The organism is Streptomyces yerevanensis (assembly GCF_000716805.1).
Lineage (GTDB): Bacteria > Actinomycetota > Actinomycetes > Streptomycetales > Streptomycetaceae > Streptomyces > Streptomyces flaveus.
On the sequence record NZ_JNWJ01000008.1, the window covers coordinates 157779 to 174693 of the forward strand.

Genomic DNA, 16915 nt, shown 5'->3' on the forward strand with positions numbered 1-16915 from the left:
GGCTCAGCCCTCCAGACGTATCGCGGTCAGGTCGTAGGAGTTGATCGCCTGGAGCGCCAGCCCCTGGACGCGGTCGCGGCGGGCAAGGAGCGTCTTGGGCGCGAAGGCCCACAGGCTCGGCCAGGTGTCCCAGACGGCGCGCTGTACCGCGGCGAGCCGCCGGTCCCGCTCCGCGTCGTCGACCTCGGTGGCGGCGGCCGACAACTGCCGCTCGATCCGGGGGATCACATAGCCCATGAACGCGTCGCCGGTACGTTCCTTCTCGGCCGTACCGCCGTACATCCCCTGCAGCATGGTGAGCGCCTGACCGGTCGGGCTGCTGTAGCCGTTGCCGATGACATCCCAGTCGCCGGCGCGCCCCTGACGCCATTTGAGGATGTCGCCGCCGGGCTGGAACTGCTGGAGCGAGGCGCGCACACCGACGTCCTGGAGCATGTCGAGCACGGCCTCCATGACGGAGGTGTCGCCGGCGAACTCCCCTGACTCCCAGATGACTTTGATCCGCAGATCGTCGGCGCCGAGCGACCTCAGAAGCTGTCGGGCCCGCCCCGGATCGAAGGCGTACGTTCCTGTGGGCACCGCACCCTGGAGGGCGAGCGGGACCACGCCGCGGGCCTCCTCGGCCGTCCCGGTCAGCACGTCGTCGACGAGGGCGCTGCCGTCGATCGCATACGTCAGCGCCTGCCGCACCCGGGGGTCGGCGAGCGGATGCCCCTCGGGCTTACGGAAGTTGTAGAAGAGCTGGCACATGCGGACGCCGACGTTCTCCTGGACGGTGACGCCCGGCAGCCCGATGAGCTGTTCCGCGGAGTCCGGCGTCAGCGTGTCGACGACGTCGAGTTCTCCGCTGCGCAGGGCGACGACACGGCTGGACTCCTCCGGTACGAACCGGACTTGGACCGTGTCGACGGACGGCTGCCTGCCCCAGTACCGGGTGTTGCGGGCGAGGGTGTACTCGCCGGCTCCGCTGTTCGCGCGGACGACACGGTACGGGCCCGAGCCGAGCCCGGAGCGCAGTTCCTCGGGCCGGTTGGCCTTGGCCGGGGTGATGTGGATGTTGGCTATGAGCCGGTCGAGCACGGGCACCGGACGCTCCGTGCGCAGGAGGAAGGTCCGCTCACCGGTGGCCTCGACGGTGGGCAGCTCGGGGAAGAGGCCGAGCAGGAACGAACCGGGGACCTTGCCGTACATGCGTAATGCCGTGGCCACGTCCTCTACGGTGACCGGGCTGCCGTCCGAGTAGCACACGCCCTCGCGCAGCCGCACCGCCCACGCGGTGGGCTCGGTCATCTCGAACCGGTCGGCGAGGACGAGTTGGGGCTCCAGGTCCGGGCCGATACGGGTGAGCGCCTGCCGCACGGCGCGCTGCACGGTCACCGCCGCCTCGAACTGGTTCAGCTTGTTGTCGAGGCTCACCAGGGAGCGGTTCAGACCGAGGGTGAGGGTGCCAGGGCCGGGCGCGCCCGTGGGTCCGGCACAGGCGGACAGCGGACCGAGGGAGACGCCCGCACCGCCGAGGGCGCTCCAGCGCAGCACGGTGCGGCGGGTGAGGTGACCGGGCGGGGGGACACGATGCGGGGTTGGGGTCATGTCGACCTTCTCGGTTCTTGAGGGCGACCGGCTCTCGCTGACGCCGCCCGGGCACCGGGTGGCGCAGAAGTGTCGCGCCGAAAAAGGTGGCACGGTTGCGCGAATCGCGCAAGGAGTCTCGCGCACTTCGCGCAGTCGTGCCATCATCGGCGTCCGGGGCCGATCACCCACAGGCCCGAGGAGGTACTCGTGTCCCGCACCACATTCGCCAGTCGCCCATCCCGCGTACTGGCGCTCGCGGACGACCTGTCCGGCGCCGCCGAGACCGCCGCCGCACTGGGCCTGCCCGGCCGGATCCTGCTGGGCCCGCCCACCACACCCCCGTCGGACGGCGAGGCGCTCGTACTCGACCTCGACACCCGGCAGCTCACCGCGGACGAGGCCGCACACGCCGTACGGGACGTCATGGGGTACGCCGACGGCGGCTTGGTCCTGAAGAAGGCCGACTCGCTGCTGCGGGGCAACTTCGCCTCGGAGACGGCCGCTTACGCCGAGGGTGCCGCGGGCGTCGTGATCGCCCCCGCCCTGCCGGTCGCGGGCCGTACCGTGCGCGACGGCGTCGTCCATCTGCACGGCACCGCGCTGCACGCGACCGACGCCTGGCGCGCCGAGCGGGGCCCGGCGCCGGAATCGGTGCGGGCGGCGCTGGGTAACCTGCCGACGTGGGTGGTGCCGCTGTCGGTGGTGCGCTCGCCCGTCCTGGCGCTGTCCGGCTGGCTGCGCACCCTCATCGCGAAGGGGCACCACCCGGTGTGTGACGCCGAGACGGACGCCGACCTCGACGCGATAGCCGAGGCGGTTCTTCAACTCGGCCCCGGCGTACGGCTTTTGGGGGCGGGCGGGCTGGCCGTCGCCCTCGGCCGGAAACTGGCGGGAGCGCACGGGTCCGGGCTCCGGGAAACCCCGGCGACCACGCCGCCCAGACCGCTGCTTGTCGTGGTCGGAACCACCGAGCCCAGCGCAGTTGCGCAGATCGCGCAACTGCTGGCCTCCGGTGCGCACCACATACCCGTACCGGCGCACATGCTCACCGACCACGGCGGCCCGCACCCGTTCGCCACCGCGCCGGACGGCATCACCATCGTCAGCATCGACGGCAGCGACCCCGTCGAGCCCGGCTCCGCCCGCGCTCTGGTGGCCGGGCTCGCCCGCACGGTCGCCCAAACCGCCTTCGACAGCGACCTGGTCCTGACAGGAGGCGAGACCGCACGCCGCGTGCTGGACGCCCTGGGTATCCGTGAGCTGCTGCCCGTCGGGCAGATCCACCACGGCGCCGTGCACTCCCGCACCGCCGACGGCCGCTCCGTCGTCACCCGCCCCGGAAGCTTCGGCGACACCGACTCCCTGCTGCGCATCGCCCGCGCGCTGCGCCCCGACCACGCCGCCGCATTGACCCCGTCGTTCGCCCCGCAAGGAGAACCCACGTGAACGCAGCCCGCACCGCCGCGTCCGCCGAGCAGTCCGGCACCGCCGGACATCGGCTCCCGATCATCGCGGTGACCATGGGCGACGGTGCCGGCATCGGACCGGAGGTCATCGTGCCGGCGCTGCTGCACCCCGACACCCTGCGCGGCTGCCGACCCGTCGTCATCGGCGACGCCCACCGCCTGCGGCAGGCGGCGGACATCCTCGGCATCAGCTGTGACATCGTTGCCCTCGACGGCCCCGCCCAGGCCGAGTTCACGCCCCGCCGCATCAACGTCGTCGACCTCGGACTGCTCCCGGCCGACCTGCCCTGGGGCACCCTCGACGCAGCGGCGGGCGACGCCGCGTACCACTACATCCGCGTCGCCGCCCAGCTCGCCCTGAACGGCGAGGTCCACGCCATCTGCACCGCCCCCCTCAACAAGGAGGCTCTGCACGCCGCCGGGCACCTCTACCCCGGCCACACCGAACTCCTCGCCCACCTCACCGGCGTGGACGAGGTGTCGATGATGCTGTCCACGCCCAGGGTGAAGGTCATCCATGTCACCACGCACCTCGGCCTGATCGACGCCGTCAACCGCATCGAGCCCGGCCTCGTCGAACGCACCGTGCGCCGCGGCCACGAAGCCATGGTCCGCGCGGGCGTCGACGCCCCCGTGATCGGCGTCTGCGGCATCAACCCGCACGCGGGCGAGAACGGCATGTTCGGCTACGGCGAGGAGGAGTCGAAGATCGTTCCCGCCGTGGAGGCCGTACGCAACGACGGCATCGACGCCCGCGGGCCGATCCCCGCCGACACCGCCTTCTTCCTCGCCGGCCGCGGCGACTACGACCTCATCGTCGCCATGTACCACGACCAGGGCCACGGCCCGGTGAAGGTCCTCGGCATCGAAACGGGCGTCAACCTCACCGTGGGACTGCCCGTCATCCGTACCTCCGTGGACCACGGCACCGCGTTCGACATCGCGGGAACCGGCCGTGCCGAGGCCGGTAGCATGGTCGAGGCGCTGCGGCAGGCCGCCGAGATGTCATCCGCCTCGGCCGCCCGATGACCCCGCTCTCGTGGGTCCCGGAGGACACCACCGCACACCCGGAGGACACAGGACTGATGTCTGCGATCGGATCCAGGTCCCGGCGCGACCGGATCGTCCAGCTTGCCACCACCACCGGCCTGACCAGCGTGGACGAACTCTCGCAGCTGTTCGGCGTCACGGCCTCCACCATCCGCCGCGACCTGGCGAAGCTCACCACGGATGGACGCCTCGCCCGGACGTACGGCGGCGCGATGGCGCTGTCCGCGCACCCCGAGGCCTCACTGCGACAGCGCACGGGCGAGGCCTTCGAGGCCAAACGCGCCATCGCCCGCTGGGCCGCCGACCAGATTCAGCCCGGCGAGACGCTCCTCCTCGACGCGGGCTCGACCGTCGGCGCGCTCGCACATGAACTGCGTACGGCCAAGAACGTCACCGTCGCGACCACCGGCCTGACCGCGCTCCAGGAACTCGCCGACGTCCAGAACGTCCACGTCGAGTGCCTCGGCGGCACCCTCCGCCCGCTCAGCCAGGGCTTCGTCGGCCCGCTGACCGAGGCCGCCCTCGAACGGCTCACCTTCGACCGCGTCTTCCTCGGCACGGACGGCGTCTCCCCGGAGCACGGGATCTGTGAGGCCGACCTGCGCCAGACCCGCCTGAAAGAGCTCATGGCCCGCCGCGCCGACCACGTCTACGTGCTCGCCCACGCCGCGAAAGTAGGCCGCCGCCCCTTCCACGCCTGGGCCACCCTGCCCGCGGGCTGGACCCTGGTCACGGACGACGCGGCCGACCCCCGCGTCCTCGACGAGCTGCACAGCCGCGGGGTCACCACGGTCCTGGCCAAGTCCGAGGACATGCCCTGAACTTGGCCTGAACGTGGCCGAGCGGAAGGGCCGGGCGCTGGGACGCGCCCGGCCCTTCCGAGCCCTTTCGTGAGGCTCAGGCGCCGCAGACCGGGACGCCGGGCAGTTGGTTGTCCGGATGGTCGACGTAGTAACTCGCGATGTAGCCGCGGGAGTCACCGCGCGTGATGTAGACCCACCACGGGTTGCCGGAGACGTTCTGGCCCTGCTTCTGGCAGACCGCCTCGAAGGCCTGGCCCGGCTGCAACTGCCCTGCCACCACAGGGCAGTTGCCCGGCGACGGGAACGCGTCGCACGCACCCGGGTTGCCCGGGTTGTCGCGGACATTGACGTCGGTCGCCCACACCGTGAAGCTCGCCCTGGCGGAGACGCCGTCCGAGGTGTCACCGGCCGACGCGGCGGCCGAACCGGTCAGTCCCGCCGTCAGGGCCGTGGCGGCGAGGGCCGCACCGAGGGCAGTACGAAGTCGCATGAGATCTCCCCGTGTTGTCGTGTTCGGCTTGGTCGTGCCTGTCTTACGCACAGCACACGAAGACAGGGGCCGCCCTGTATGACACGGGGTCGAGTGACGCTCGTCACATGTCAAGGAGACACGTCAAGGGGGTAGCGGTCAGGGCGAGTTACGCGCCTCGTCCGCCGAACACGTGCGCAGCTCGGCCGTGTTGCGGGTACGGACACCCGGCAGCCAGCCCTCTGCTCCCTCACGGTTCCTGACCAGGTACCAGCGCGTCGAGCTGATCCCGCTCTCGTCCGTCACCATCGTGCCGCGGGTGACGACACACGCCGTGGCCAGCCGGTCGCCGTGCCATACGCGGCCGGCCGTGTTCCCCGGCGCCGCGTACTCGGCGTACGGGTCCTTCGCCAGCCGCAGCGCGCACTCCAGCGTGCGCAGCGGACGGCACGGCCCTTCGGCGTTGAACACCGTCACCGACGCATCGAACCGCCCCCGGTCGGCAGGAGTGCCGTCGGTCGGCCGGACCAGCCACCAGGCGCCCAGCGCGACGGCACACACCAGGACGGCGGCGGCCGCGACCACCCAACCTGTCCGCAGCCGTGCACCGATGGCCGCCCTGCGCGGCGGAGCGTCGGCGGACCGGACGCGCTCCCACAGCCCGGGTGGCGTCTCGATCTCCTCGTCGGCGGCCCTGAGCCGGTCGCGCAGCAGCTCGGCAACGCGGTCGTCGGGCTCTGCGTCAGGCCTCATGCCCCGGCTCCTTTCCTGAACGGTCCGCGCGTTCCCGCTCACCTCTGTCCAGCAGCGAGCGCAGCTTCTGAAGCGCACGCGTGCGATGCCGGGCGGCCGTTCCGCGGTGCACCCCTATGATCCGGGCCGCCTGATCGATGGTGTAACCGTCCAGATCGACGAGTATCACCACACCCGCCTGCTTGGCAGAGAGCCTGCCCAGCAGCCGTACCGCCTCCATCTCGGCGTCACGGCGCTCCACTCCGCCGTCCCAGCCCGCCGCGACCACCGGCCCGATCGAGCCGAGTCGGCCCGCCTGCCCGGCACCGTCGGCGGCACTCGACACCTCCACATCATCCACCAGGACCTGACGGCGCTCGCGGCGATGGGTGTCGCGTACGACGCTGAGCAGCGCGGTGAAGGCATAGGCGTACGGCTCCGGGTGGTCGAGGAATCGCTGCGGCCGTGCGGCCAGCTTCAGATAGGCCTCGTGCACGGCGTCCTCGGCCCAGGATCTCGTCCCGGCCAGCATGACGGCTCTTCGGTAGAGCCGGGGCAGGAGTTCGCAGAAGGTCTCGTCGAAGCGGGTCGGTGGCGGTGACGGCGAGGATGAGGGACCGGTCGGCGGGTGGCCCATGGGCTCGGATGTCTCCCCGTTGTGAAGTCGGGCGGGCCGTCGCCTGCCCGCCGTGTTGTGCACCGAGTGATCATTTACCCGAGTACGGCCCGGTCACGCAGGTCCTTTTCCGGCTCGGCGCTCAACCCTCACCTCAACTCCCAGTCCGGGCCGCCGACCGCCGCTCCCGGGGACCCGCGTCCCTGTCGGCGCGGCCGGGCGCAACTGTCCGGAAACCGGCGTTCATCCGCACCGAAGGCGGGTTAACGTGCCATTTCGGCCCACGAACTGGGGGAGTTGAATGGTGGCCCGATCCATCGTCGATCTGAAGCAGCTCGGTCCGGACTTTCTGCGTGATCCGTATCCCGTCTACGCCCGGCTCCGTGCCCAAGGGCCCGTCCACCGTGTGTATGACCCCGACGGCGAGGAGGTGTGGCTCGTCGTCGGCCACGAGGCATGCCGAACGGCCTTCACCGATCCACGGCTCAGCCGGAACTGGTTGAGGTCCGGGAACATCAAACAGATCGTCAACACCGAGCAGGGCCAGCCGGCCCTCATGCACATGCTGATGTCGGACCCGCCGGACCACACCCGACTGCGGCGACTGGTGGCCCGGGAATTCACCCCGCGACGTATCGAGTCACTGGCTCCTCGCATCCAGCAGGTCACCGATGAGCTGCTGGACCGGATGCTGGCAGTGGAGGAGCGGCGGGCCGATCTGATCGCCTCCTTCGCCTTCCCGCTGCCCATGACCGTCATCTGCGAACTGCTCGGCGTCCCCGGGCTGGACCGGGAAGCCTTTCGCCGCTGGTCCAACGAGATGGTCGCGCGCACCAGCCCGGAGGCGGAGGCGCTCGCCTACCAGGAGGAGTCGGCGTATCTCGCCGAGTTGATCGCGGCCAAGCGGGCGAAGCCCGGTGAGGATCTGCTCAGCGCGCTGATCCACACCGCGGACGAGGACGGTGACCGGCTCAAGCCGGACGAGCTCATCGGCATGTCCAATCTGCTGCTCATCGCCGGTCACGAGACCACGGTCAACCTGATCGGCAACGGCTTGCGGGCGCTGTTCGCACATCCCGGCCAACTCGCCGATCTGCGCGCCGACTTCGGCCTGCTCGACGGCGCGATCGAGGAGATGCTCCGCTACGACGGCCCGGTGGAGAACAGCACGGACCGCCTGGCCCTGGAGGATGTGGAGATGGGCGGGGTGACCATCCCCGCGGGCTCCACCGTCCGGATCAGCATGGCGGATGCCGACCGCGACCCGGAGCGCTTCAAGGACCCCGACCGGTTCGACATCCGCCGGGACTCCCGCGGTCACATCGCCTTCGGCCACGGCCTGCACTACTGCCTGGGCGCGCCGTTGGCACGGCTGGAAGGCCGGATCGCTTTCCGCACCCTGCTGGAACGCTGCCCGGACCTGGCGCCGGACGCGGACGAGTCCGAACTGCCATGGACGCCGGGGTTGTTGATCCGGGGCGTACGGAAGCTGCCTGTGCGCTGGTGATGATCACACCGGCCGCGTCCTGTGTACTGTCGGCAGTCCGGCCGACGACTCCGTGCCGGCATGCGACGCAGGACAACGCAGGAGGACACCCGTATGACCCGCCCGATCACCGTGGGAGTGGACGGATCACCCGAGAGCCTGGCCGCCGTGGCCTGGGCCGGCCGGGAAGCCGTCCGCCGCGAGCTGCCGCTGCGTCTGGTGCAGGCCTGGGAGAGCGACGACGTGGGGGAGCACGACGCGAAGGCGCGGGACGCGCTGCGGGAGGCCGCGAGCGGCCTCGCCGAGCGGCACCCGGAGCTGCCGGTGTCCACCGACCTGTTGGACGCGGCCCCGGTCCCCTCGCTGGTAGCCGAGGCGTCGGCCGCCGAGATGCTGGTGCTCGGCTCGCGCGGGCACGGAGCGATCGTCGGCTTCCTTGTCGGTTCCGTCGGCCAGCAGGTGACCGCCGAAACCGGACGCCCCGTCGTCCACGTACGCGCCGATGACCACGCAGAACACGAGGCGGCGGGCCGCGAGATCGTCGTCGGACAGCAGGGCGGCCCGGACGACAGCGCCACGGCCCTGGAGCTGGCCTTCGAGACCGCGGCGGCACGCGGCGCGACCGTACGGGTCGTACGGGCCTGGAGCCTGCCGGCGCTCTACTCGTACAGCCCGGGCCTGCTGAAAACCCTCGACGAGGCCGGCGGCCTGGAACCGTACGAGAAGCAGGCCCTCGACGAGGCCCTGAAGCCCTGGCGGGAACGCTTCCCCGAGGTGCCCGTGACCGAGCACGTCGAGATCGGCAGCGCGGGCGAGGTGCTGCTGTCGGTGGCGTCCCGGGCCCAGCTGATGGTGGTCGGGCGGCGCGCCCACCGCTCGGCCGTGGGGTCACGGATCGGTTCGGTGGCGCACGCGGTCATGCGTCACGCGCCCTGCCCGGTGGCGGTCGTCCCGCCGTCCTGAGCGCCGCGCTCAGGCTGACGGCGCCCGCGACGCGGCGGCGTTCGGCGCCGGCAGCTTCGCCCGGAGCTTCGGCAGGATGTGCTTGACGTAGTCCTCGACGGCCGTGTCCAGGCCGATGTCGTGCTGCGCCCGCTCGGACAGATACCAGCGGTGCTCGAGCAGCCCGTGGTACAGCTCCGCCGCGTCCATGGAGCCGCGCAGTTCCTTCGGTATGGCGCGCACGGTGGGCCGGAACACCTCGCGCACCCAGCGGTGGGCCAGCACCTCGGGGCGTGCGGCGAGGGGGTCGCCGGGTGCGTAGTCCTCCTGGGTGGCCATCCAGCTCTCGAGGTCGTTGAGGAGCCGGCGCGCCTGGTTCTCCTCGGTGTCGAGCCCGGTCAGCCGCAGAAGCTGGCGCTGGTGATGGCCCGCGTCGACGACCTTGGGCACGAAGGTCACGCTGTCACCGTTCGAGGAGTGCGCGATCTGCATCTCGGCGACGTCGAAGCCGAGTTCGTTGAGCCGGCGGACCCGGCGGTCGATGTAGTGGTGTTTGCCCGCCGGATACACGGACGTACGGGTCAGCTCCTGCCACAGGCTCTGGTAGCGGCCGCAGATCTCCGTACCGAAGTCGATCGGATCGACGGACGGGTGCAGCGCCCCCGACGCCTCCAGGTCGAGCAGCTCGCCGCTGATGTTCACGCGCGCGAGATCGAGATCGTAACTGCGCTGTCCGTCGCTGAGCTTCTGGTGCAGCTCGCCGGTCTCCGCGTCGACGAGGTACGCGGCGAACGCTCCGGCGTCGCGCCGGAACAGCGTGTTGGACAGGGAGCAGTCGCCCCAGGCGAACCCGGCCAGATGGAGCCGGACCAGCAGCACGGCGAGCGCGTCCATGAGCCGGTGCATGGTGGCGGGCCGCATCGTCGTCTCGAACATCGACCGGTAGGGCATCGAGCCGTTCAGATGCCGGGTGATCAGCACCGGCTCCAGGGGCGCCTCGTCGTCCCGGGTGCGGCCGGTGACCACGGCGAGTGGGTCCACCGCGGGGATGTTGAGCCGGTGCAGAGAGCGCAGCAGCTCGTACTCCCGCACGGCGGGCCGCTCGGCCAGCTCCTTGACGGCCACCACCTCGTCGCCGGCGCGCGCGTACCGCACCACGTGCCGTGAGATGCCGCGCGGCAGCGGCACCAGGTGGCGCTCGGGCCAGTCCTCCAGGGGCAGATCCCAGGGCAGTTCGAGCAGCAGCGCGGGATGCTCCGGATTGGTGGCGCTGATGTGCAATGCCATTGCTCTTGGGCCCTCGCCTCGCGGTCGTCCGTCAGCTCGCAAGAGCATCTCCGCACTCGGACGCCCGGTTCGTCAACCGGCACGAGGTGTACCGCGGGCGACGAGTGGGGCCGATGCCGCACGGCACCGGCCCCACTCGTCATCACAGAAGGCCGATGCCTTGCCCGGCCGGCGTCACTGTCGCGCGCCCACCGGCTCCTCCTGCGGCACCTCCTCCTGCTCGCCGGTACCGAGCATCGCGCGGACCTCGAACTGCTCGTACACGTCGGCGGCCTCTTCTTCGCCATGGCTCATCACGGTGCCGAGCCAGCCCAGCAGGAACCCGGCCGGTACGGAGACGATGCCCGGGTTCTGGAGGGGGAAGAAGGCGAAGTCCGCGTCGGGATAGAACGAGGTGGGCGTCGAGGAGACGACGGGGGAGCAGATGACCAGCAGCACGGAGGTGGTGAGACCTCCGTACAGGCTCAGCAGGGCGCCGCGTGCGTTGAAGCGACGCCAGAACAGGCTGTAGACCATGGTCGGCAGGATGGCTGACGCGGCGATGGCGAAGGCCAGGAATCCCAGGCTGGCGGTGTTCGTGCCCCACGCCAGAAGCGCGAGGAGCATGCCGAGGACCCCGATGACGACGGCGGACAGCCGGGCCGCGTTCAGCTCCTCGGTCTGGCTCGCCTTGCCCTTGCGGATCACCTGCCCGTACAGGTCGTGTGCGAGCGAGGATGCCGCGGCGAGCATGAGCCCGGCCGCGACGGCCATCAGGGTGATGAACGCCAGACAGGAGATGAGTGCGGTGAGTACGGCGCCGCCGATGGAGTTGGCGAGCAGCAGTACCGCCGCGTCGCCCTTGGCGTCGACCTCCGCGATGGAGTCGCGGCCGACGATCGCCGTCGCACCCAGGCCGAGCACGCCCGCCGCCAGACACACGAAGCCGACCAGGCCCGTGGCCCACAGCACTGATCGGCGCAGAACACGGGTGGCGCGGGGAGCGAGCAGACGCATCGTCATGTGGGGGAGTGCCGCCAGGCCCAGCGCGATGGCGATCTGCAGACTGAAGAAGTCGAGCTTGCTGGTCGTGCTGCCTCCGTAGCGCAGCCCCGGCTCCAGGTACCGCTGCCCCATGCCGCTGCCGTCGGCTGCGGCGCCGAGAAGGCCGTCGATGTTCCAGCTGAAGCGGTGCAGCACGATGATGGCGGTCACCGCGACGCCGGCGATCAGCATGACGGCCTTGACGATCTGGAGGAAGGTCGCGCCGGGCATCCCGCCGAGCGCCACGTACAGCACGATCAGGGTGCCGATGAGTACGACGCACATGGTGCGGACGGTGGCGCTCGGCTCGCCGATGAACTGGGTCAACAGGGCGATGCTGCCGACGAGTTGGGCAACGATGTAGAGGACGCAGATGATCAGTGTGCAGGCGGCCAGGGCGATGCGTACCGAGCGCTGGCTACGGGGCAGCCGCAGGGCGAGTGTGTCGCCGAGGGTGAACTTGCCCGAGTTGCGCAGGGGTTCGGCGATCAGCAGCATCACCATCATCCAGGCGACGACGGTGCCGACGAGATAGAGCAGACCGTCGTATCCGGTCAGTGCGACCAGTCCGGTACTGCCCAGAAGGGTGACGGCGGACAGATAGTCGCCGCACATCGCCAGCCCGTTGCGCAGGGGCGACATGGTCCGGTCGCCCAGGTAGAAGTCGCTGATCTCGTCGCCCTGCGGAGCGGTGATGAGGGCCGAGAACATGCTGACGACCACGACCGACACGAACAGGACGAAGGTCAGCTTCAGACTGGTGCCGCCGACGACGCCCTCGGAGAGAGTCATCATGCGGCCGTCGGAGTAAGTCACCACGAACCGAACCGCCTCTGCTGGGGGCCACGGGCTTGCTGGACACGAGCCTGCTCGGCCTCGTCGCGGGCGATCTCCGCCCGCAGACGGTCGACGGCCGGGTCGATCCGCCGCTCCATGTGGACCGTGTACCGCCACGCGGTCAGGGCCATCACGGCGAACTGGCCGATGCCACCCGCCAGCCCCACCGTCACATGGCCGAACATTTCCTGGTTCAGCACTCCGGGTGCGAAGCCCGACAGCAGCACGAGCAGCAGGAAGCCGCCGACCGAGATCAGCAGCGCCACGATCCCGAACGAGCGGTGGGCTCCGCGTATGGAGCGGAAGTCGGGATGCGAGGCGACTCTGTTCTCCGCCGCCGGGGCGGGCGGCATCTGTCCGGGTGGGGAGCTGTATGGCCCGGGTGGGGAGCTGTGAGGCGAGTTGGAGTGTCTTGGCATACCGTGCCTTGTCTGAGGCCTTGTGTTCGCGGTCTGAACGCGGAAATTGCTCACTGAATATGCGGGAGACGACTTTTGAACAGGTATCACGTTTTCGGTTCACGCAGGTCGGGAATTCGCCCGAAATGCCACTGAAGCCTTGCTTCGACCATGCCGGGCGGCCCCGCTGGTGGGGTGGTCAGCGCGGCCGCATCGGATTGTGGCATTGCAGCGTTTCAACTATCAACCGCATCATTGCTATTGGCCGTCGGTGACTCAAATTCAACGCGCGTCACTTTCCCTGCCTCCGCCCCTTCGCCGCGCGTCGTTCACGGGCTCTTCCGCACAGGGGGCGAGACGTGTGTGGGACGTGATGTGCAGCACGCGTGTACCGCCGCCCGCGGAGCCGGTGACGCGGATCGTGCCTTGCCACGGCTTGATCGCCGATCAAGTGGGGCAAAATCCCTGGCCACGGCCCATTCCGCTCATTTGACACGTCGTCGCGCGCACAGATAAGAAGCAGCTCTCTGAGGCGGAGAGGTGGACTGTGTACGAGCCGAACGTGGTGGGCGACTGGCAGGAGTACGGCGAGGAGCATGCCGGCCTGCGTGTCCGCGTCCACGGCCTGGAGAAGGCGGAGCCGCCGCGGGGGCGTGACGACGCGGCCGAGGGCCTGACCTACGTCAGATTCCGGGTGACCGTCGAGAACCGCACGACGGCGTACTTCGGCATCCACCTCGAAGACGGCCAGCTCGACATCCGGGTCGGCACCGACGGCGAGAGCGCGTTCCTCGACTGGCGGAACTCGCAGTTCATCGAGGGTTTCGACGTCTATCCGCTGCGCCGGGTCACGGCCGTTCTGTACGCCGCGGCCGACGAGGCCTGCCTGGGCCAGGTGGACATCCAGGTCCAGCTGAAGGTCGACGACGAGTGGACCCACAGGTACCTCTGGTCCGGAGGCGTCGACCTGCGCGAGCCGGCCGTCGGTGTCGGCGCCCGCCCCGAGGGCGCCGGGGACAGCCTGGCCGCCCAGGTGACGAGCTTCCTCAAGAAGGAAACGGGGCAAGGGCCGACCGCTTGACGCCGGACGGCCCAGATTATCGGGCACTTGTGAGGATGGATCGTCCCGGACTTGTGAGGATCCAGAAAAGGGAATTTCCTCACTCTTGACAATTCATGTACGTCTTTGGCGATCGCGTCGTTCTTTTCCCGGATTTCCAGCAGATTCCTCACGAGCAGCGATTTGTCCGGACAGTTGCGTCATGCCGTATCAAGAACTTCGGCAGCTGCCGCCGCGACGATCTCCGCGACGGTCGCGAGCGCCGGAAAGTCGAGTTTCCACTGCTGCCAGAACAAGGGAATGTCGACCTTCCGGTCCGGCGCCAGATTGACGAGTCGACCCGCGTCCAGCAGGGGCGCGGCCTGAACCTCGGGCACCATGCCCCAGCCCATCCCGGCGGCGACGGCGTCGACGAAGCCCTCCGAGGTCGGCACCAAGTGGCGCAGCGAGCTCGCGCCGCCCCGGCCCCGCCGGAGCCCCCGTACGAACCCGTCCTGGATGTCGTCGCGCCGGTCGAAGCAGACCACGGGCGCGTCGGCGAGGGCGTCTCGCAGCGGCACGTCCGGCGGGTCGCCGAGCCAGCGCGCCGCGAAGCCGGGGCTCGCCGCCGGGACATAGCTCATACGGCCCAGACTGCGGACGCTGCACCCGGCCACCGGGTCCGGCGACGAGGTCACCGCCGCCATCACCAGCCCCTCGCGCAGCAGCGCGGCCGTGTGGTCCTGGTCCTCGCGGCGCAACTCGTAGCAGAGCCGCAGCTCCTCGGGCACGCGCGTGAGCGCCGGCAGGAACCAGGTCGCCAGCGAGTCGGAGTTCACGGCGATCGACAGACGCGTCGGTTCCTCCGAGCCGGTCATGCCGAGTTCGGTGTGGGCTTCCCGTTCCAGCCGGGCCAGTTGGCGTGCGAAGCGGACGACGACCTCGCCGGACTCGGTGGGCCGCACCGGCTTCGTACGGATCAACAGGACGCGTCCCGTGCGCTGTTCGAGCGCCTTGACGCGCTGGCTGACCGCCGACGGCGTCACATGCAGAGCAGTGGCGGCGGCGTCGAACGTGCCCTCGTCCACGACGGCCAGCAGGGTACGCACCTGGTCCAGGGGGAGCTCCGTCATCACGAACACTAATGATACGTAAGAATCTTTAGCTGTACTCCTGCTGCCCGGCTTCCTAACGTCGACGCCGTGACCAACGCCCTGACCGCCGCGGCCGCCGGATTCGGCACCGGCCTCTCGCTCATCGTCGCCATCGGCGCGCAGAACGCCTTCGTGCTGCGCCAGGGCGTCCGCCGGGAGGCGTTGCTCGCGGTGGTGGGCATCTGCGCCCTGTCCGACGCGGCCCTCATCACGCTGGGCGTCGCCGGAGTCGGCGCCGTGGTGGTGGCCTGGCCGTCGGCGCTCACCGTGGTCGCGCTGGCCGGCGGCGTCTTCCTGCTCGTCTACGGCTGCCTCGCGGCCCGGCGGGTCTTCCGCCCCTCGGCCCTGCGGGTGGAAGCCGGTTCGGCGGGCTCGCGGCGGCGGGCCGTACTCACCTGCCTGGCGATGACCTGGCTCAACCCGCACGTCTACCTCGACACCGTGTTCCTCCTCGGCTCCGTCGCGGCCGACCGAGGCCCGCTCCGCTGGACCTTCGGCCTCGGCGCCGCACTCGCCAGCCTGTGCTGGTTCGTCGCGCTGGGCTTCGGTGCCCGGCTGCTCAGCGGCTTCCTGGCCCGGCCGTCGGCATGGCGCGTACTGGACGGCCTGGTCGCCGTGACGATGATCGCCCTCGGCGCCACGCTGCTCGCCGGGGCGTGAGCCCGCGCGTCCCCGGACCCTGGCGGTCGCCGCGATGCACGACGGCCACCGCCAGCAGCCCGAGCGACTGGTGGGGACCGCCCGGCGCAGGCGGAATGGGTCTCACCTCCACTGTCCTTGAGTTCGCCTTCGCTTGCGGTTCCGGCGGTGTGTCCCTGCCGCGCCGGTGTCTGCGGTACCTAGTGCCCCGGTACCGTCGCGAGCCCGGTCGGACATGCGCCGGTCGTCCTGCGGCCGCCGTTTCGGCGGCGGGTCCTGCCGTCCCGGCTTCCGAAATACACCGCTAAATCGGCGCCCAGATAGCGCTCGGCGGCGTCAGCGGCTTCGCGGGCGCAGCGTTTCCCCATCAGCACGCACAGGGTGTAGCCCGTGCTCTCGAAGTTGTCCCGCGCCGCGCGGTCGGTGGGGGCGGCGAGCATCAGGCGTTCCCAGGCCCGGTACTGCTCCAGATGCCTGGCGACCTCGGCTTTGGCAGGCAGCAGCATCTCACTGGTCACCTTCCTCCTCGCGAGTGCGCACGGTTCACCTGGCCAATGTGTGAAGGCCGTGCACGGAGCGGCGCCGACCGGTCACAGCGGCCGAAGCCTTTACCCATGGTGCCTGCGGCGCCACAGAACGTCCTGTTGTCTCTTGAACGACAGGGTGCTCTTGCCTCTCGTGTTGCACGAACGGAGTAGCACTCTCACCCTGGAGTGACTCAGGAGCGATCAGCGCTCACGCTTCGTGCTCGGGACTCGGTCCGCGGGCGAGGGGGAGCGAGAGCTTCGCCGGTGAGGAGTCAACGACGATGAAGACCGTAGTGCCCTGCTACTACCACCTCGACGTGGAGGTCAGCCCGGAACGGGTTGCACAGGTCAGGCGCATTCTGGCCGCCCACCTCCGGTACTGGAACCTGGAGGACCTCGTCGAGTCCGTCTGTCACTGCGCCGAGGTGCTGCTGCACACGATCGACGAGCACGCCGCGGACAAGAACACCATCATCGAGATGTGGTGGACCGGCCAGCACCTCATCACCGCCATCGCGGACAACGACGCGGACCTGCACGCGAAGTACGCCCAACCGGGCTGCCTCGCCCACATCGTCGCCGTGAGCGACGGCTGGGGCTGCTGCGCCACAGGAACCGGCGGCAGGATCATCTGGTTCTCGCGCCGGGCCCGCGCCGTCGAGCGCGCTCCGCTGGTCCCGACCTCCCCCGCCCCCAGTCTGCGCGTGGCACGTCCGATGCCCCGCGAGGCACCGGTGCCCGCCCTGGCGGACTCCGCGCCCACGAACCTGCTCACGGCAGCGGCACCCGACGTCGGCTCCTGGAATCCGGCGGGCTCGCCGAGCGGAACCGTGGTGCGCACATCCATCCGAGCCTGAGTTCCACCGGTGCCGGGC

17 protein-coding genes are annotated in these 16915 nt (G+C 70.2%); 8 read left to right on the forward strand and 9 right to left on the reverse strand.

The genetic code is table 11. From position 1 onward, the window contains the following. Positions 1-3: 3 nt before the first annotated feature. A complete protein-coding gene (locus OP79_RS10700; protein WP_033319815.1) occupies positions 4-1590 on the reverse strand; it encodes an ABC transporter substrate-binding protein in 1587 nt (528 codons plus the stop codon). Positions 1591-1779: 189 nt separating this feature from the next. Here OP79_RS10700 and OP79_RS10705 point away from each other — a divergent pair, with 189 nt between their 5' ends. Genes OP79_RS10705 through OP79_RS10715 form a run of 3 tightly spaced genes read left to right on the forward strand, consistent with a single transcriptional unit; the run spans position 1780 to position 4909 of the window. Further along, positions 1780-3018, forward strand: coding sequence for a four-carbon acid sugar kinase family protein (locus OP79_RS10705; protein WP_051744564.1), 1239 nt, complete (start codon positions 1780-1782; stop codon positions 3016-3018). Continuing rightward, entirely contained in the window at positions 3015-4067 is a 1053-nt protein-coding gene (gene pdxA / locus OP79_RS10710; RefSeq protein WP_245685273.1) for a 4-hydroxythreonine-4-phosphate dehydrogenase PdxA, read from the forward strand. The genes OP79_RS10705 and pdxA overlap by 4 nt, the downstream gene beginning before the upstream one ends. Before the next feature lie 56 nt (positions 4068-4123). Next, on the forward strand, positions 4124-4909 hold the full coding sequence (locus OP79_RS10715; RefSeq protein ID WP_033319897.1) for a DeoR/GlpR family DNA-binding transcription regulator: 786 nt from the start codon (positions 4124-4126) through the stop codon (positions 4907-4909). A 76-nt stretch (positions 4910-4985) separates the two neighbouring features. On the opposite strand, the gene OP79_RS10720 is transcribed toward OP79_RS10715, so the two are convergent. From OP79_RS10720 to OP79_RS10730, 3 genes are all read right to left on the reverse strand, one after another. Continuing rightward, positions 4986-5381, reverse strand: a complete 396-nt coding sequence (locus OP79_RS10720; RefSeq protein ID WP_051744565.1) for a hypothetical protein — start codon at positions 5379-5381, stop codon at positions 4986-4988. A gap of 138 nt (positions 5382-5519) precedes the next feature. Next, positions 5520-6113 (reverse strand): hypothetical protein, encoded by a 594-nt coding sequence (locus tag OP79_RS10725; RefSeq protein ID WP_033319816.1) that lies wholly within the window; start codon positions 6111-6113, stop codon positions 5520-5522. Beyond that, positions 6103-6729 (reverse strand): RNA polymerase sigma factor, encoded by a 627-nt coding sequence (locus tag OP79_RS10730; RefSeq protein WP_078491709.1) that lies wholly within the window; start codon positions 6727-6729, stop codon positions 6103-6105. Before OP79_RS10730 ends, OP79_RS10725 begins: the two co-directional genes overlap by 11 nt. 280 nt (positions 6730-7009) lie before the next feature. Between OP79_RS10730 and OP79_RS10735 the strand changes: the two genes are divergently transcribed. Both OP79_RS10735 and OP79_RS10740 read left to right on the forward strand, forming a co-directional pair. Next, positions 7010-8215 carry a cytochrome P450 family protein gene (locus OP79_RS10735; RefSeq protein WP_033319817.1) on the forward strand — a complete coding sequence of 402 codons (1206 nt, stop codon included), beginning with the start codon at positions 7010-7012 and terminating at the stop codon, positions 8213-8215. A 93-nt stretch (positions 8216-8308) separates the two neighbouring features. Beyond that, positions 8309-9157, forward strand: a complete 849-nt coding sequence (locus OP79_RS10740; RefSeq protein ID WP_033319818.1) for a universal stress protein — start codon at positions 8309-8311, stop codon at positions 9155-9157. Positions 9158-9166: 9 nt separating this feature from the next. Here the strand turns inward: OP79_RS10740 and OP79_RS10745 are convergent, their stop codons facing one another. From OP79_RS10745 to OP79_RS10755, 3 genes are all read right to left on the reverse strand, one after another. Next, positions 9167-10423, reverse strand: coding sequence for a DUF4032 domain-containing protein (locus OP79_RS10745; protein ID WP_033319819.1), 1257 nt, complete (start codon positions 10421-10423; stop codon positions 9167-9169). A 174-nt stretch (positions 10424-10597) separates the two neighbouring features. Then, positions 10598-12241, reverse strand: a complete 1644-nt coding sequence (locus OP79_RS10750) for a solute symporter family protein (protein WP_051744576.1) — start codon at positions 12239-12241, stop codon at positions 10598-10600. Between the two features lie 17 nt (positions 12242-12258). Then, the gene (locus tag OP79_RS10755) at positions 12259-12636 is read right to left on the reverse strand and encodes a DUF485 domain-containing protein (RefSeq protein WP_033319820.1); all 378 of its coding nucleotides are present in this window, start codon (positions 12634-12636) and stop codon (positions 12259-12261) included. Between the two features lie 592 nt (positions 12637-13228). Between OP79_RS10755 and OP79_RS10760 the strand changes: the two genes are divergently transcribed. Continuing rightward, positions 13229-13762 (forward strand): hypothetical protein, encoded by a 534-nt coding sequence (locus OP79_RS10760; protein WP_033319821.1) that lies wholly within the window; start codon positions 13229-13231, stop codon positions 13760-13762. 179 nt (positions 13763-13941) lie between these two features. Here OP79_RS10760 and OP79_RS10765 read toward each other — a convergent pair whose 3' ends face one another. After that, on the reverse strand, positions 13942-14853 hold the full coding sequence (locus OP79_RS10765) for a LysR family transcriptional regulator ArgP (RefSeq protein ID WP_033319901.1): 912 nt from the start codon (positions 14851-14853) through the stop codon (positions 13942-13944). Between the two features lie 69 nt (positions 14854-14922). Between OP79_RS10765 and OP79_RS10770 the strand changes: the two genes are divergently transcribed. After that, positions 14923-15534, forward strand: coding sequence for a LysE/ArgO family amino acid transporter (locus OP79_RS10770; RefSeq protein ID WP_033319822.1), 612 nt, complete (start codon positions 14923-14925; stop codon positions 15532-15534). Positions 15535-15713: 179 nt separating this feature from the next. On the opposite strand, the gene OP79_RS10775 is transcribed toward OP79_RS10770, so the two are convergent. Continuing rightward, positions 15714-16019: a DUF5133 domain-containing protein gene (locus OP79_RS10775; protein WP_078491717.1), complete on the reverse strand. Its 306-nt coding sequence runs from the start codon at positions 16017-16019 to the stop codon at positions 15714-15716. A gap of 302 nt (positions 16020-16321) precedes the next feature. Between OP79_RS10775 and OP79_RS10780 the strand changes: the two genes are divergently transcribed. Then, the gene (locus tag OP79_RS10780) at positions 16322-16897 is read left to right on the forward strand and encodes a pep a2 (RefSeq protein ID WP_245685274.1); all 576 of its coding nucleotides are present in this window, start codon (positions 16322-16324) and stop codon (positions 16895-16897) included. The last annotated feature ends 18 nt before the right edge of the window (positions 16898-16915 follow it).

Excerpts from the sequence above, each read along its gene's own strand:
- OP79_RS10780 (WP_245685274.1), top strand. The coding sequence starts at position 16,322 with ATGAAGACCGTAGTGCCCTGCTACTACCACCTCGACGTGGAGGTCAGC.
- OP79_RS10700 (WP_033319815.1), bottom strand. The coding sequence starts at position 1,590 with ATGACCCCAACCCCGCATCGTGTCCCCCCGCCCGGTCACCTCACCCGC.
- OP79_RS10715 (WP_033319897.1), top strand. The coding sequence starts at position 4,124 with ATGTCTGCGATCGGATCCAGGTCCCGGCGCGACCGGATCGTCCAGCTT.
- OP79_RS10765 (WP_033319901.1), bottom strand. The coding sequence starts at position 14,853 with ATGACGGAGCTCCCCCTGGACCAGGTGCGTACCCTGCTGGCCGTCGTG.
- OP79_RS10735 (WP_033319817.1), top strand. The coding sequence starts at position 7,010 with ATGGTGGCCCGATCCATCGTCGATCTGAAGCAGCTCGGTCCGGACTTT.
- OP79_RS10775 (WP_078491717.1), bottom strand. The coding sequence starts at position 16,019 with ATGCTGCTGCCTGCCAAAGCCGAGGTCGCCAGGCATCTGGAGCAGTAC.
- OP79_RS10720 (WP_051744565.1), bottom strand. The coding sequence starts at position 5,381 with ATGCGACTTCGTACTGCCCTCGGTGCGGCCCTCGCCGCCACGGCCCTG.
- OP79_RS10730 (WP_078491709.1), bottom strand. The coding sequence starts at position 6,729 with ATGGGCCACCCGCCGACCGGTCCCTCATCCTCGCCGTCACCGCCACCG.
- OP79_RS10745 (WP_033319819.1), bottom strand. The coding sequence starts at position 10,423 with ATGGCATTGCACATCAGCGCCACCAATCCGGAGCATCCCGCGCTGCTG.
- OP79_RS10750 (WP_051744576.1), bottom strand. The coding sequence starts at position 12,241 with ATGATGACTCTCTCCGAGGGCGTCGTCGGCGGCACCAGTCTGAAGCTG.
- OP79_RS10755 (WP_033319820.1), bottom strand. The coding sequence starts at position 12,636 with ATGCCGCCCGCCCCGGCGGCGGAGAACAGAGTCGCCTCGCATCCCGAC.
- OP79_RS10725 (WP_033319816.1), bottom strand. The coding sequence starts at position 6,113 with ATGAGGCCTGACGCAGAGCCCGACGACCGCGTTGCCGAGCTGCTGCGC.
- OP79_RS10740 (WP_033319818.1), top strand. The coding sequence starts at position 8,309 with ATGACCCGCCCGATCACCGTGGGAGTGGACGGATCACCCGAGAGCCTG.